General features: G+C 64.4%; 13 protein-coding genes and 1 pseudogene. 10 read left to right on the top strand and 4 right to left on the bottom strand.

All coding sequences use genetic code 11. From position 1 onward, the window contains the following. Positions 1-18: 18 nt before the first annotated feature. The 4 genes from EN850_RS08050 to EN850_RS08035 all read left to right on the top strand — a co-directional run bounded on the left by EN850_RS08050 (position 19) and on the right by EN850_RS08035 (position 2,851). Positions 19-456, top strand: a complete 438-nt coding sequence (locus EN850_RS08050) for a DsrE family protein (protein ID WP_136090962.1) — start codon at positions 19-21, stop codon at positions 454-456. Between the two features lie 70 nt (positions 457-526). After that, positions 527-1,312 (top strand): SDR family oxidoreductase, encoded by a 786-nt coding sequence (locus tag EN850_RS08045; RefSeq protein ID WP_127869797.1) that lies wholly within the window; start codon positions 527-529, stop codon positions 1,310-1,312. Between the two features lie 58 nt (positions 1,313-1,370). Continuing rightward, positions 1,371-1,679 (top strand): putative quinol monooxygenase, encoded by a 309-nt coding sequence (locus EN850_RS08040; RefSeq protein WP_023770344.1) that lies wholly within the window; start codon positions 1,371-1,373, stop codon positions 1,677-1,679. Between the two features lie 68 nt (positions 1,680-1,747). Continuing rightward, the gene (locus EN850_RS08035) at positions 1,748-2,851 is read left to right on the top strand and encodes an AbrB family transcriptional regulator (RefSeq protein WP_136090961.1); all 1,104 of its coding nucleotides are present in this window, start codon (positions 1,748-1,750) and stop codon (positions 2,849-2,851) included. Between the two features lie 20 nt (positions 2,852-2,871). Here EN850_RS08035 and EN850_RS08030 read toward each other — a convergent pair whose 3' ends face one another. Continuing rightward, positions 2,872-3,759, bottom strand: coding sequence for a LysR family transcriptional regulator (locus EN850_RS08030; RefSeq protein WP_136090960.1), 888 nt, complete (start codon positions 3,757-3,759; stop codon positions 2,872-2,874). Between the two features lie 145 nt (positions 3,760-3,904). Here EN850_RS08030 and EN850_RS08025 point away from each other — a divergent pair. Next, positions 3,905-5,438: pseudogene (locus EN850_RS08025) on the top strand (MFS transporter). 236 nt (positions 5,439-5,674) lie between these two features. Here the strand turns inward: EN850_RS08025 and EN850_RS08020 are convergent. Both EN850_RS08020 and EN850_RS08015 read right to left on the bottom strand, forming a co-directional pair. Further along, positions 5,675-6,451 carry an alpha/beta hydrolase-fold protein gene (locus EN850_RS08020; protein WP_127278818.1) on the bottom strand — a complete coding sequence of 259 codons (777 nt, stop codon included), beginning with the start codon at positions 6,449-6,451 and terminating at the stop codon, positions 5,675-5,677. A gap of 4 nt (positions 6,452-6,455) precedes the next feature. Continuing rightward, positions 6,456-7,622: an ATP-grasp domain-containing protein gene (locus tag EN850_RS08015; protein WP_136090959.1), complete on the bottom strand. Its 1,167-nt coding sequence runs from the start codon at positions 7,620-7,622 to the stop codon at positions 6,456-6,458. Positions 7,623-8,022: 400 nt separating this feature from the next. Between EN850_RS08015 and leuA the strand changes: the two genes are divergently transcribed. The 4 genes from leuA (at position 8,023) to EN850_RS07990 (ending at position 13,527) form a co-directional block, all read left to right on the top strand. Then, positions 8,023-9,762 (top strand): 2-isopropylmalate synthase, encoded by a 1,740-nt coding sequence (gene leuA, locus EN850_RS08005; protein WP_127869802.1) that lies wholly within the window; start codon positions 8,023-8,025, stop codon positions 9,760-9,762. 255 nt (positions 9,763-10,017) lie between these two features. Beyond that, a complete protein-coding gene (locus EN850_RS08000; protein WP_136090958.1) occupies positions 10,018-11,784 on the top strand; it encodes a hypothetical protein in 1,767 nt (588 codons plus the stop codon). A gap of 223 nt (positions 11,785-12,007) precedes the next feature. Further along, a complete protein-coding gene (locus tag EN850_RS07995) occupies positions 12,008-12,793 on the top strand; it encodes an alpha/beta fold hydrolase (RefSeq protein ID WP_136090957.1) in 786 nt (261 codons plus the stop codon). A 119-nt stretch (positions 12,794-12,912) separates the two neighbouring features. Next, entirely contained in the window at positions 12,913-13,527 is a 615-nt protein-coding gene (locus EN850_RS07990; protein ID WP_127280843.1) for a hypothetical protein, read from the top strand. Here EN850_RS07990 and EN850_RS07985 read toward each other — a convergent pair. Next, positions 13,511-14,440 carry a metallophosphoesterase gene (locus EN850_RS07985; RefSeq protein WP_135915263.1) on the bottom strand — a complete coding sequence of 310 codons (930 nt, stop codon included), beginning with the start codon at positions 14,438-14,440 and terminating at the stop codon, positions 13,511-13,513. The two genes, EN850_RS07990 and EN850_RS07985, sit on opposite strands and share 17 nt — an antisense overlap. Positions 14,441-14,493: 53 nt before the next feature. Between EN850_RS07985 and EN850_RS07980 the strand changes: the two genes are divergently transcribed. After that, positions 14,494-14,991 carry an NUDIX domain-containing protein gene (locus EN850_RS07980; protein ID WP_135865459.1) on the top strand — a complete coding sequence of 166 codons (498 nt, stop codon included), beginning with the start codon at positions 14,494-14,496 and terminating at the stop codon, positions 14,989-14,991. Position 14,992 lies beyond the last annotated feature (1 nt).

Raw genomic sequence — 14,992 nt, 5'->3', positions numbered from 1 at the left:
AGCCAGGGAGGGGACGCCATGCGCCGACGCGACATGTTCCGGGCGGCTCTCGCCGGACCCGGAACGCTTCTCGGCCTGCGGGCGGTCCGGGCGGCAACCACCGAGCCTGCCAGGCTGAAGGTCGCCTATCACCTCAGCGACCTCGACAAGGTCAATTTCGTGCTCGGCAACATCAAGAACCATTATGAGGGCACCGGCGGCAACGTCGAGATCGCGCTGGTCGTGCATGGTCCAGCCCTTGCCGGCTTCAAGTCGAAGGGCATATCGGCGGCGATTTCGGGGCGCTTTACCGGTCTTGTCCAGCAAGGGCTCGACCCGCATGCCTGCGGCAACACCATGCGCGGCATGGATATTACGCTCGCCGATCTGCTCGACGGCTTCCATGCCGCCGACCAGGGCGGCGTCGTCAAGCTCGCCGAACTGCAAAGCCAGGGCTATGTCTATCTCAGGCCTTGAAGCGGCACTGCCTTGAATGCAAGGGTGGCAAGACCCGCCAAGAATCTCGGAAATCCCCGGAGGAACAGCAGTGCCCCAGACAGCCCCTGGTCTTGTCATCCCCGATCTCGCCGGCAAGGCGGTGCTGGTCACCGGCGCGTCGACCGGCATCGGCGCGGCGCTCGCGCTCGCCTATGCCGAGCAGAAATGCAAGGTGGCGCTGCACTACAATTCCAGCCGCGACGCCGCCGAGAACCTCGGCCAGACCATTCGCGACGGCGGCGGCGAGGTCTTTCTTGTCCAGGGCGATTTTTCTCTGCCCGCCGATGTCGAACGCGTCGTCGAGGACAGCGCGCGACATTTCGGCCGCCTCGACGGGCTGGTCAACAATGCCGGCGGCATGCTTGGCCGCATCCCCTATGCCGAGCAGACCGAGGCGCATTACGACGCGGTGATGGACCTCAACGCCCGCTCGGTGCTGACCGCCTCGCGCAAGGCGATGCCATGGCTGAAGAAACAGGGCGGCTTCATCGTCAACACCTCGTCGATCGCCGCGCGCAATGGCGCCGGCGGCGGCGCCGGCCTTTACGGCTCGGCCAAGGCTTTCGTCTCCAACGTCACGCGCGGCATGGCCAAGGAACTGATCGGCTTCGGCATTCGCGTCAACGCCGTGGCGCCGGGCACCATCCTCACTCCCTTCCACGAACGCTATTCGACCGACGAGCAGATGAAGGGCATGGTCGCCACCATTCCGCAGGGCCGCGCCGGCACGGCGCAAGATTGCGTCGGCGCCTATCTGTTCCTCTCATCGGACCTGTTGAGCGGTTACATCACGGGCCAGGTGATCGAGGTCAATGGCGGCCAGTTGATGCCTTGACCAGCGACCGGCATACTGGACACACTCCTTTCGCGCCAACCCTGGGGGAGACGACGACATGTACGGACTGATCGGCAAGATGCGGGCGGCGCGCGGCCAACGCGACGCTGTCATGACTGTGCTGCGCGAGAGCACCGGCGCTCTGCCCGGCTGCCTGAGCTACATCATCGCCACCGACCCGGCCGACGCCGACGCGATCTGGGTGACCGAAGTGTGGACCGATCAGGCAAGCCACAAGGCCTCGCTGCAGCTTCCGGAAGTCCAGGCGGCCATCGCCAAGGCACGGCCCTTCATCGGCGGCTTCGAGTTCCAGGTGGAGACGCATCCCGTCGGCGGCTTTGGGTTGGCTGAGGCCAAAACCGGCTGAGGCGCCGGGACCTGCTTTTCCGGTACGCCGGGGTTCGCATTTTTCGCATCCCGGTCTAAGACCAGAGCATGGATTCCGCGGCCGAGCAGCCACCTCCCGACCAGCCCGCCGTCGAGCGCATGACGCGGCTGGGCAAGCCTTGGCAATGGCTGATCCTGCTGGTTATCTCCGCGCTGTTTGCCGGTGCGCTGGAACTCGCCGCCTTGCCGGCGGCGCTCCTGATCGGACCGATGCTGGCGGCCATCGTCGCCGGCACCAATGGCGCCACGGTGCGTGTGCCGCGCCTTGTGTTCGGCTCCGCCCAGGCTATCGTCGGCTGCCTCGTCGCGGCTTCGATCTCGGCCGATATCTTTCCGGTCTTTTACAAGGAATGGCCGCTGTTCCTCGGCGTGGTGATCGCCACCGTCGCGGCCTCCAGCCTGCTTGGGTGGCTGATCAGCCGCTGGCGCATCCTGCCCGGCACCACCGCCGTCTGGGGCTCGTCGCCGGGGGCCGCTACGGCCATGGTGCTGATGGCCGGCGCCTTCGGCGCCGACCAGCGCCTGGTCGCCTTCATGCAGTATCTGCGTGTCATCTTCGTGTCGATGACGGCAGCCCTCGTCGCCAAGATGTGGGTCGACACCTCGGGCATCGAGGTGCCGCCCATCGTCTGGTTCCCGGCGATCGACCCCCAACCCTTCGCCGCCACGATCGGCATGGCAATAGTCGGCGGCCTGGCGGGCAGGCTTTGCCGGCTGCCGTCGCCCTTCTTCCTCGGCAGCTTCATCTTGGGCACGGTCATCCATCTTGGCCTCGGCGTGCCGATGCAATTGCCGCAATGGCTGCTGGCGGTCAGTTACGCGATGGTCGGCTGGTCGATCGGCCTGAACTTCACCAGGCCGATCCTGCGCCATGCGGCACGCGCCCTGCCGCAGATCATCGCTTCGATCATCGCACTGATCGCTTTTTGCGGCGGCCTTGCCTGCCTCATCAGCCATCTCGCCGGCATCGACCCGCTGACCGCCTATCTGGCGACCAGCCCCGGCGGCATGGACAGCGTCGCCATCATCGCCGCCGCCGCGCACAACGTCGACATCTCCTTCGTCATGGCGCTGCAGTCGGCGCGTTTCCTGATCGTGCTGCTCGTCGGCCCGAGCATTGCGCGGGTGGTGGCCAGAAGCATCAGGGAGTGAAAGCCCGGCACCGGGCGATGTTACCGCGCCGCCGCGAGCCGTTCGGGAAGGAAATCGACGAAGACGCGCACCTTTGGCGACAGATGGCGATTGGAGGGCCACAGCATCCGGAATTGGCCGCGGCCGTCGACATGGTCGTCCAGTACGGTACGCAATTTTCCTTCGCGCAGCGCCTCGCGCACCAGGAAATCGGGCATGCAGGCGATACCAAGACCGGCGATCGTGGCGCCTTTCAAGGCTTCCATGTTGTTGCAGGTCAGCATCGAACGGATCAGCGGTTGCGCGCTCCCGGTGATGAACGGCCAGTCCAGCAACCTGCCGCTGTTGAGATAGCGGAAGTTTATGCCGAAGTGCCCGATGAGGTCCGCCGGCACGCCGGGTATGCCATGGCGCTCGAGGTAGGAAGGCGCCGCGCATAGCAGCATGCGAAAGGGCGCAATGGGTTTCGACACCAATCGTGAATCGGGCAGCTCGCCGCTGCGGATCGCGACGTCGATGCCCTCTTCGATGACGTCGACGATCCGGTCGTTGAAATCGATATCGAGCTCGATCTCGGGATAGCGCGCCATGAACTCCGACAGCACCGGCAGCAAGAGATGATAGGTGACGATCGGGGTCGAGACGCGCAGCCGCCCGCGCGGCGTCTCCCGTGTCCGTGATAGCATCGCCTCGGCATCGTCGATGTCGTCGAGGATACGCCGCACGCGCTCGTTGAACAGCTTGCCCTCTTCCGTCAGGCCTATCCGCCGCGTGGAGCGCTGCAGCAGCCGCACGCCGAGTTCCTGTTCGAGCCGCGCGACACTTTTGCCGACCGCGGAAGCCGAGATGCCGAGCGCCCGGCCGGCGGCGACGAAGCTGCCGAATTCGGCGGTGCGGGCGAAAGCCAGAAGGCCGCTGAGGCGATCCATCAAACTCCTCCATTCGAGCGTTTCAGTCCGTTATGTCGAGATATTTAATACCATTTTTCCAGACCCGTCGCCGACCTATCTTGGTCGCATGACCGGGCGTCGCGATTGCGGCATGCCGGCGCAGACTGCTCAGATAGGAAAATCCATGACCTTGAAGATCACAATCGGCCCGGCCGGGAGATGGCTCGTGCTCTTGTCCGTATGCCTTGCCGCCATGACGATGCCCCTGACCTTCACCGGCCCGGCCGTCGCGCTCTCCCGCATCGCGGCCGATCTCGGCGGCAGCCCGATCGCGCTCAACTGGGTGACCAACGCGTTCATGCTGACCTTCGGCGCCACCCTGATGGCGGCGGGCGCCCTGGCCGACAATCATGGCCGCAAGCGGATCTTCCTCGTCGGTCTCTCCCTCTACATCCTCGCTTCGCTCGGCGCGATGCTGGCGCCCGACATCGCCTGGTTCGACGTCTTCAGGGCCGCGCAAGGGCTGGGCAGTGCCTTGGCCTTCGCCGGCGGCGCCTCCGCACTTGCCCAGGAATTCGAGGGACCATTGCGACTGCGCGCCTTCTCCTTCCTCGGCACCAGTTTCGGCATCGGGCTAGCCTTTGGCCCGATCGCTTCCGGCCTGCTCATCGCCGCATTCGGCTGGCGGTCGATCTTTGTTCTGGTCGTGGCACTCGCGGTTGCCTCGGCGATCCTCGGGCTGCGCACCATCAGGGAATCGCGTGACCCGGATGCGACCGGCCTCGACTGGGCGGGCGCCGGCACCTTCACGGTGGCGCTGGCCTCGCTCACCTATGGCGTGTTGCAGGCGCCGCAGAGCGGTTGGGCCGATCCTCTTGTGGTTACGCTTCTCGGCGTTGCCGTCCTTTGCTTTGTGCTGTTCGTCGTTGTCGAGCGGCGCGCGCGCCGGCCGATGCTCGATCTCACCCTGTTTCGCTTTCCTCGCTTCGTCGGCGTCCAGTTTCTCGCGGCGGCGCCCGCCTATGGCTTCGTGGTCCTGCTTGTGCTTTTGCCGATCCGCTTCATCGGCATCGAGGGGATGAGCGATCAAGGCCGGGCAATTGATGATCTGCCTCTCGGGGCCGTTGCTGGTCCTGCCCTTGCTCGCCGGCCAGCTCGCGCGCTGGATCGCTCCGGCCACCATTTGCGGCGTTGGCCTGCTCGTCGCGGCGGCTGGGCTGGTCTGGCTGAGCCTGACGCCGTCGATCGACGTCGCGCTGGTCTCGCCGCTGATCCTGATCGGCGTCGGCATCGCCTTGCCCTGGGGATTGATGGATGGGCTGGCCGTCAGCGTCGTGCCAACGGAGCGCGCCGGCATGGCGGTCGGCATCTTCAACACCACGCGTGTCGCTTGCGAGGGTGTGGCGCTGGCCATCGTCATGGCGACGCTGTCAGGCTTCACCGCAGGGCAGCTCGCCGCTCGAGGCGCTGCGCCGTCCAGCGACGCGGCTGCCGCGGCGCAATTGCTGGTGACCGGTAATGTCGGCGGAACCGCGCAACATTTGCCGGCGGCCGGCGCCGCCGTTCTGGTCGAGGCCTACGAAACGGCGTTCGACAGGCTGCTGATCGTGCTGGCGGCAATCACCATCGTCACCGCCCTTGTCGTGTTCCTCGGCCTGCGCCGAGGATCCGCGCCCGAACACGAAACCGTACCGGTGCCGGCCTGCCAGGAAGGGTAGGTGCGGCTGATGTCGGCTGATGACAAGGCAAGCGGCGGATGGGCTCTGGTGTGGTCATTCATGCGCGCGCAGGTGCAGTGAGATTCAGGTCAGGCTGAGTCGAAAATGGTGGCTTCCGAGAACCGGAGCGGAGCGTACTTAAAGTACGTGAGCATAGCTCTATTGCGACGCAATAGAGCGGGGAAGCGCAGGAAGCCGCCATTTGCAGGCCAGCCTCACCTGAATATCAATGCACCTCAATCCAGCCTGTGCATCAGATCATCATCCAGCCAGCGGCCGAAGAAATAGACCAGTTGCTTGTGCCACCACGGCCAGTCATGGCTGACGTCGCCGCCCCAATAGTCGACCCAGGCGGGAATGGACTTGTCGCGCAGGATCTGTTCCAGCTGGCGCGTCTCGACCAGCATGCGCTCTTCCCAGGCGCCCTGCCCGCAGCAGAAGATAAGCCTCAGCGCCTTCAGCCGCGCCAGTAATTTCGGGTCGACGATGCCGGGCAGATAATCGAGCGGCGAGTTGTAGAAGATGTCGCCGTCGAGCGCCTTGCCGAAGAAATCGCGGGCCGAATAGACACCCGACAGCGAGATGACGCCGCTGGCGAGTTCGGGAAATCGGAAGACGAAGTTCGAGGAATGGTAGCCGCCCATCGAACAGCCTGAGAACAAGGGCTTCAGCCGCCGTCCGCCATTGGCCTGCGCGGCGGTTTCCAGGAATTCCGGCAGCGCCTCCTCTCGCACATAGCGGAAATAGGCCTCGTGGCGGGCGATGCGGTGCGCGGGGTCGGCACGCTTGTCGAAGAAGGATTCCGAATCGATGCCGTCCACCGTGAACAACTGGATGCGGCCGGTGTCGATGAATTCGGCGAGCGCGCCCACCCCGCCGGAATCCTCGAACTGGTAGAACCGGCCCTGCGAGGTCGGGAACACCACGACGGGCCGGCCGGCATGGCCATAGCGCTTGTACTCCATGTCGCGGCCGAGATTGCGGGCGAAAGCCTTGTGATAGGAAATGTCCATGTCCTCAAGCCTTTTCCGCGTGGATATAGGCAACCGCCTCGCGCAGCTCCGCCTGATCCTTCGAGCGCATCTGGTAGGCGTAATCTCCCATGGCGCGGCTGAAAACCTTCTCGATGGCCTGATGGTGGACGATCTTGTCGCGGTGCGCGGCTAGCACGTCCGCATGGCTATGCAAATAGTCGAGGTGGCGCTTGCGGCTGGCATAGGCGGTGAAATACTTGCCTTCATAGGGGCCGCCGGCTGCGTCCTTCACGACCATGTCTGCCCAGGCCGCATAGACGTCGATGTCGAACGTGTAGTTGATGGCGTCGGTCATCCAGGCGCCCGGTGGGCGCATGTTGACCTCCAGCGCGATGATGCGGTCGTCCCTGGTCTCGAACAGTTCGATGTGGAAAAAGCGTTCGCGCACGTCGAATGCTTTCAGGATCTTGCGGCCGGCCTCCTCGACGACAGGCCTGATCCGAGGAAAGCAGGTGTAACTCATGTGGCGGTCCTTGTTGACCACCTCCATGACGCTCTGGTCGTAGCGATGGCTGGCCGCCAGCACCACCTCGCCGTCGCGGTTGACCAGCCCGTCATACGTCACCACCAGCCCCTCGATGAACTGCTCCATGACGAAGGTCACATCCTCCGGCTTGTCCCGGAAGAACTGGTCGAGCTCTTTCGCATTCGAGATCTTGAACGTGTTCGAAGCGCCGGAGCCAGAATCCGGTTTTACCACCACGGGATAGCCGACGCGGCGGATGAAGGTCATGGCGCCGGCCCGGTCGGAGCATTTGCGCTGCGCGATGGTCTCGACGCCGCTCTTGCGGAAGAAGGCGCGCATGCGGCTCTTGCGCTTTAGATTCTTCACGAAATCGAGCTTGGTGCCGTAGATGTTGAAGTCGGTGCGGATGTTGGCTTCCAGTTCCAGCCAATGCTCGTTGAGCGATTCGAACCGGTCGATGCGGCCCCATTTGTGGATGAAATGTCCGATCGCCCGGAACACCGCATCGTAGTCTTCCATGTCGGCGATACGGTAATGTTCCGAAAGCGCTGCCTTCAGCTTGCCGTCCAGAGCGTCAAAGGGTGCGTCGCCAATCCCGAGCACGGTCGCGCCGGCCTTCTTCAGCCGGTCGCAGAAATCGGCGCCGTTGGCGGGAAAATGCGGCGAGAAGAACACGAAATTCATGGATGACCCCTGCCGGCGGCACCCCGCCACCGTTCAAGTCTGGCGCATTTGCAGCGCGCGGGGAAGAGCATCCGCGTTAGGGATAAAATTCGACGGGCCGGCCCCGCTTGCCTCCAACAGGCCGCTCCTGTATGAGAGCGGCCATGAACACGCGCGCCACCACCGCTTCCCGTCAGACCGGCTTTGCCGGCGAGACCGTTCGCGCGCTTGCCTCGACCCTGCTTCTTCTCGGCCTTATCGGCGATCGCCGGGTTCGCTGAAGGAGCGCCCGGCGGTCGAACCGCCGCGCAAGCGCATGCTCCTTGGCAAATCATATCAAGCGAACGAAAATCTGGTAAAGGCGCCGCTTGGCACCACATCCGCCTGAAAGGTGGACCGCCAGCCGCCGGGAGAAACGACGATGAACGCACGAGAAGACATCCGCGCCAGCGAGGCCGCGACCGGCAAGCAGGTCGGCCGGGGCATGCCGGACGCAGCCCGAAAATACCAACCTTATCCTACGGTCGGTCTCACCGACCGGACCTGGCCCTCGAAGGTGATCGACAAGGCCCCGATCTGGTGCTCGGTCGACCTGCGCGACGGCAACCAGGCACTGATCGATCCGATGGGCCACGAGCGCAAGGCGCGCATGTTCGCGCTGCTGCTCGACATGGGTTTCGAGGAGATCGAGATCGGCTTCCCGTCGGCTTCGCAAACTGACTTCGACTTCGCCCGCTGGTGCATCGAGGAAGGCAATGTGCCGGCCGATGTGTCATTGCAGGTGCTGGTCCAGTGCCGGCCCGAACTGATCAGCCGCACCTTCGAGGCGCTCAACGGCGCCACCAACCCGATCGTGCATTTCTACAACTCGACCAGCGAATTGCAGCGCCGCGTCGTCTTCGAGAAGGATGTCGGCGGCATCAAGCGCATCGCCACCGACGCCGCCAAGATGATCACCGACATGGCGGCCAAGGCGGGCGGCGGCTACCGTTTCGAATATTCGCCGGAGAGCTTCACCGGCACCGAACTCGAGGTCGCGCTGGAGATTTGCAACGCCGTCACCGAGATCGTCAGGCCGACGCCTGACAACAAGCTGATCATCAACCTGCCGTCGACCGTCGAGATGTCGACGCCCAACATCTATGCCGACCGCATCGAGTGGATGTGCCGCAACCTCGACGCCAGGGAAAACCTGATCATCTCCCTGCATCCGCACAATGACCGCGGCACCGGCATCGCCACCACCGAACTCGGTCTGATGGCTGGTGCCGACCGCGTCGAAGGCACGCTGTTCGGCAATGGCGAGCGCACCGGCAATGTCGACATCGTCACCCTGGCGCTCAACATGTACACGCAAGGCGTCGATCCGGGCATCGACTGCTCCGACATCAACCGGATGAAGGACGTCTATGAATATTCGAACCAGCTGAAGATTCCCGAGCGCCATCCCTATGTCGGCGAACTCGTCTACACGGCCTTTTCCGGCTCGCACCAGGACGCCATCAACAAGGGCATGAAGGCGCTGAAGAAGGCCAACACGCCGCACTGGGAAGTGCCCTATCTGCCGATCGACCCGGCCGATGTCGGCCGCAGCTACGAGGCGATCATCCGCATCAACTCGCAATCGGGCAAGGGCGGCATCGCCTATGTGCTGCAGGCCGATTACGGCCTCAATCTGCCGCGCAACCTGCAGATCGAGTTCAGCCAGGCGATCCAGGCGATCACCGATGCCGAAGGCAAGGAGGTTCCGGCCAAGCGCATTTACGAGCGCTTCCTGGAGACCTATGTCGACCAGCCGGGCGCGCGGCTGAAATTCCTCGACCACCACACCTATCCCGATACCGAGGTCAAGGGCCGGCGGGTGATCGAGGCGGTCATCCTCGACAATGGCAAGGAAGTGACGATATCAGGCACCGGCACGGGCCCGATCGACGGCTTCGTCGATGCGCTGTCGCGCCATGTCGGCGTCGACATGTCGGTGCTCGATTATTCCGAGCACTCGTTGCAGCGCGGCTCGAACGCGTCGGCCATCTCCTATGTCGAGATGGAATATCCCGGGGGCAAGCTGTTCGGCGCCGGCATCAACACCAACATCGTCGCCGCCTCGCTGGAAGCGGTGACGTCGGCGGCCAATCGTATCGTCGGTCGCAAGGCGCGGTAGCATCGGCCGGTCGGCGGCGCCGGAGGCAGGAACAGCTCTCCGCGCCGCCACTTTTTCAAGCCCGCAAAAGGCTCTGGCCTCGACTGGCCGATGCCGACTCTCACGACCATGCCGTGGCTTATACCGGCAGGGCCGTTAACCACCAGAGTATTCTCCGGTGAGGTACGCGATCGCATAATGGGTGCAGACTTGTGTGCCGGTGCGGGAACTATATGATCGCGCCTCAACCTGTGCCGACTTCGAGAGGATCGACACTTGCAGCATGCCACGCCTGCCGCCCCCGCAGTGCGCGAGACACTAGAGCGACTGCTTGCCAGCGAAACGTTCGGACGATCCGAGCGTGCACGCAAGCTGTTGCGTTATCTTGTCGAGCGCGAACAGGCAGGCGAAGCCGACCGGCTCAAGGGCTTTTCCATTGCCATGGATGTCTTCGGCAAGGATGGCGATTTCGATCCTTCGACCGACGCGGTGGTACGCGTGCAGGCGGGCAGGCTACGCGAGCTGCTGCAGCAATATTTCGCCAATGAAGGCGTCGCGGAGCCGTTTCGCATAGCGATACCGCGCGGCAGCTATGTCCCGGCCTATGAGCTCAACGCGATCCGCTTGCCGGAACCTGCGAAACCCGCCGAGCAGATCGAAGCCGTAGCGGCACCATCCGAGCCCCCCGGTGATGCCATTGCAGCCGCTGCATTGCTGGCACCGGCGGCGGCGCCGGAGCCCTCGGTGGCACGCCATCTCCGGTTCTTCTGGATGGCGATCGCCGTGGTCATAGCCATGCTCGGCGTTCTGATATTGCGTCAGGGCAGCGGTGCGCTGCTGGCAGGCGGCGACCCTGCGGCAACGCTCGAGACCGCGACCCTGACCGGCAGCATCGCGCCGTCCGCCGCCAGCGAGGCTTTGCCGCTGGTCTACATCGCCGTCAAGGCCAGTGGCACGGATGCCAGCCGTGTCGCCGCAACGCTGCGTGCCGGACTGAGCGGCTTCGATACGATCGACTTCATCGGTCGCGACATCGTCAACAAGGCCGATCCGGTCGCTAGCGCGACGAGCTTCATCTTCGATATCCTGCCTGGGCCGGATACGGGTGACATCACGATCGAACTGCAGAGCGTGGCCACCGGACGGGTGCTTTTGTCGCGCAACCTGACCGCCTCCGACAGCGCGCCGACCACCGTCGAGAGCCGTATAGCCGACATCTTGACGTCCGCTCTTCCCGCTTCCGGCACGATCTACGGCTATCTCGAACAGAGCGGCATACAAACCGCCCTCACGCAATGCCTGACGCTCAACGACAAATATTATCTCGACCAGAACGCCAGGACCCACGAGGCCGCCTATCGCTGCCTCGAAACCCTCGCCGAAAACGGCGCCAAATCACCGTTGGTCTATTCGGAAATCGCCTCGCTCCACCTGGAGGCCGTGAACGACCACTACGCCTATCCGCCGGATGCCACGATCGAGAAGGCGATGACATTCGCCCATCGCGCCGTGCAGATGGGGCCGACCAGTCCCTACGCGCATCGTTCCTACGGCTACATCAATTCCCGTCTTGGCAACGCCGACGAGGCGCTGCGCTGGATGCGCAAGGCCTATGACCTCAATCCCTACGATCTCGCCATGGCCGCCGCTTATGGCTACGGGCTGATTTTCGCCGGCCGCTATGCCGAGGGGACGCCGATCCTGGCCCAGGCGGTGGACGCCTCCAGCGGTCATCCGACATGGTGGGATTTTGGACTTTTCGCCGGCGAACTCATGCTTGGCGACACCAACAAGGCCGCGATCGCCAGTTCCTCTCTGAGAACAACCGCAACGAAGTCACACTATCTTGCCGCCCGGCTGATCGGCGCCAAGATCGCCGGTCAGGACAATCTGGCGCGCAAGCTGGTCGACGAGTTGACCGCCAAATTTCCGAAATTCGCCGCCGACCCGCGCGCGACCTTCATCGACCGGAAATATCCGCCCGACCTGACCGAGCGGCTGGTTGGGGCCCTGCGCGCGGCAGGCCTCGGCAACGCGAGCTGACGTCCCGCGGACAGGACTGTTTGGACCAACCGAATTGTTGGCCGCCGAAGCAGGTGGCAAAGCCCCGATATGACTGGTTTGCCGGCTTTGTCGCGCGAACCCGCGAGATCGAGAGGTCGCAAGCGCCAGTCGTCGTGAAGATTTTACTGGCCATCGTTCTGGACAAGGAGCAAACCACCCGCATTTCCCACCTTGCCGTTCCGCAATAAAGCTCTAAGATTTCATGATCGCATCGCTTCACGCCGCCGAAAAGGGTGTTGGCTCGAAGGCCATCGTCTTGCTGCATGGCTTCGGCGGCTGCCACGATATTTGGCACGACGTGATCCCGGCGCTGTCGCCTGCGGTGCGCACACTCGCTTATGATTTGCCGGGGCACGGGCTGTCGCTCGATTTCCCCGGTGCCGGCCCGGCCAAGCTGGCGGCAAGGGCCGTCCTGGCCGATCTCACCGCGCGATCGGTAAAGCGCTTTCATCTGATCGGCCACTCGATGGGCGGCGCGGTTGCGGCGCTGATGGCGCTGGCCGAGCCCGACAAGGTGGCGTCGCTGACACTTCTGGCGCCTGGCGGCTTCGGCGCCGAGATCAACGGTCCGCTGTTGCGCCGCTTTGCCGCCGCAAGGGACCCATCCGACATCCAGGCGTGCCTCTTGGCGATGTCGGGACCACTGACGCGGCCTATCGATCACACCTTGGACGCCCTTGGGGACATGCGCGGGCGACCCGGCCAAGTCGAGAGACTCATAGAGATCGCTGCCGCCATGACCAGCCAAGACCGGCAGGGCGTCATCCCGCGCGACCGCTTGGAAACACTGACCATGCCGGTGATGGTGGTATGGGGAAGCGATGACCCGATGCTACCCGTTGCCCACACCGACAATCTGCCCGTGCAATTTCATGTGCACCACGTCCCGGGGGCTGGCCATATGCTGATCGAGGAGGCGCCAGAGCTGATCGCCACGATCATCCGGCGCAACATGAACCGCCGTGCCAGGCCCTTGCGCCCGAATTAGCCGAGACCGGCTGGGCCAGCGCGACACCACCCGGGCGCCTCGCCGTCTTGATCGCGCCAGTGCATTTTGCCGGCGGCTGTGTTAACTGCGTGTTAACCAACCCCGCGAGGCAGACGCCGATGAAGGACGCAGGCGAGAAGATCGATCCGTCAAGCAAACTGTCCGATGCCATCCGTGACGTGAAGAACGCCTTCGCTGACCGCGACGATGTCGTCGTCGACATGCGCGAGGCGCACCGCATGCGCCTCGACCTCCTGGCCGCGGACCTCGCGCCCGTCTTTGCCGATGTTCCGGCCGACATGGATAATTTCGACTTTGTCGTCTCCTCGGGCCTACAGCCGCGCCTGTGGATCGACGCCGTCAGCCATGTCGCGATGGGGCGCGACCGCCGCACCTACCGCTTCCTCAAGGACACTCGCATTGGCCGTGTCGTGCTTGCCGAATCGACCGAGATGAAGCCGGTCGCCGATTCCGTGACGCGTTATGTCGCCGAGCGCATCGTCGAACGCCGGAGAATGATGGAGGGTGGCGTCGAGCCGGCGGTCGCCGGCATGAGACGCGCCGAGGTCACGGAAGCCGAGCCGCCGCTGCGAGCCTCGACGCAAGGCAAGGGCTGGTCGGCCTTCCTGTCGGGCCTTGGGCTGGTCGCCGCCGGCGGACTTGTTGGTCTCGCGGTGTCGGCGGCGCTGTTGTGGGACCGCGTCTCGGCCATGGTTCTCAACTGGCGACCATAGCCGCGTCGGGCTCGACACCGAGTTCCACGGTCTGCAGATCGGAAGGCGGTATGGACGGTCCGGTCAGGCCGCGTCGCGTCAGGCGGATGCGCCAGTTTCCCTTTTCGCCGTCGATGTCGAACAGATTGTACTGTGCTGCCGGGTGATTGCCGCCCGGCGCCTGGCCGGCGGCGGCGACCCCGACGACCGGGACCTTTGCATCGCGAGGCCCGATCTGGAACAGCGACGGCAGGTGCGAATGGCCGTGCAGCACGAGCTCCGCGCCATGGCGGCGGATGATCTTGTGGAAGCGGGCGATGCCGAACAGCCGCTTGTGCTGGGAGACGGCGCCCCGCACCGGCGGGTGGTGGATCATGATCGCACGGAACAGCCCTTGCTTCGCCGCGCTCTCGAGGATCTTGCCGAGGCGAGCCGCCTGCCCCTCCATGAAGAAGCCATTGGCCATGAAGGGCGCCGTGGCGCGCGCCGTCGAGACGCCGATCAGCGCGACATTGCCGCGCACGCGCAGATAGGGAAATGCATTGCGATCGACCGGCGTGTTGACACCGTCGCCGCTCATCCACGCCGCCCATGACCGGCAGATCTTGTCGAAGGCACCGGGCACATAGGCGTCATGGTTTCCCGGCACGACCGAAACGTCATGCGCCGACCCCAGCGTCTCGAGCCAGTGTTTGGCCATCTCGATCTCGCCGTCGAGCGCCAGGTTGACGAGGTCGCCGGTGACAGCGAGATGGTCCGGGCTTTGCGCCTTGATGTCGGCGACGATGGCGTCGATGACGGCATCGTGCATGTGGCGGCGGCGGTTGCGCTGCCAGTTGACGTAGCCGAGCACGCGCTTGGAGGCGAGATCGCGATAGGATACATCGGGGAGCGGCCCCAGATGGACATCGGAAATATGCGCGAGCCTGAACATTCCTCCTTCATAGGCGACGTGCACGCCGCTTTCCACCCACGGTTTCGCTACTGATGCCGACCGACGACGAAGCCGCGTTCCGCCAGACCGGCTGGGCGGGGTTGAGGGCCCGGCTGTTCCATCTCTATTTCGTGCTGCGGCGGCCGATGACGCTCGGTGTGCGCGGCCTGATCCACGATGCCGCCACCAATTCCGTCTTCCTCATTCGCCACACCTATGTGCCCGGCTGGCAGCTTCCCGGCGGTGGCGTCGAGGTTGGCGAGACGCTGGCCGAGGCGCTGGCCCGCGAACTCGCCGAAGAGGGCAACATCGCGATGGCCGCCACGCCGGTGCTGAAGTCGATGCACTTCAACCGCCGCGCCAGCCGGCGCGATCATGTCGGCTTCTATCTCGTCGAAAATTTCAGCCAGACCGCGCCGAAACGGCCCGACCATGAAATCGCCGAGGCCGGCTTTTTTCCACTCGATCGCTTGCCGGAAGGCACCACACCGGCGACGCTGCGGCGGATCGCCGAGGTTTTCCGCGGCGTGCCAGCATCGCCCTATTGGTAGA

It is taken from the genome of Mesorhizobium sp. M8A.F.Ca.ET.207.01.1.1 (genome assembly GCF_004794715.1).
In the GTDB taxonomy this organism is placed as follows: Bacteria; Pseudomonadota; Alphaproteobacteria; order Rhizobiales; family Rhizobiaceae; genus Mesorhizobium.
This window is presented reverse-complemented; position numbering and strand designations above follow the sequence as displayed.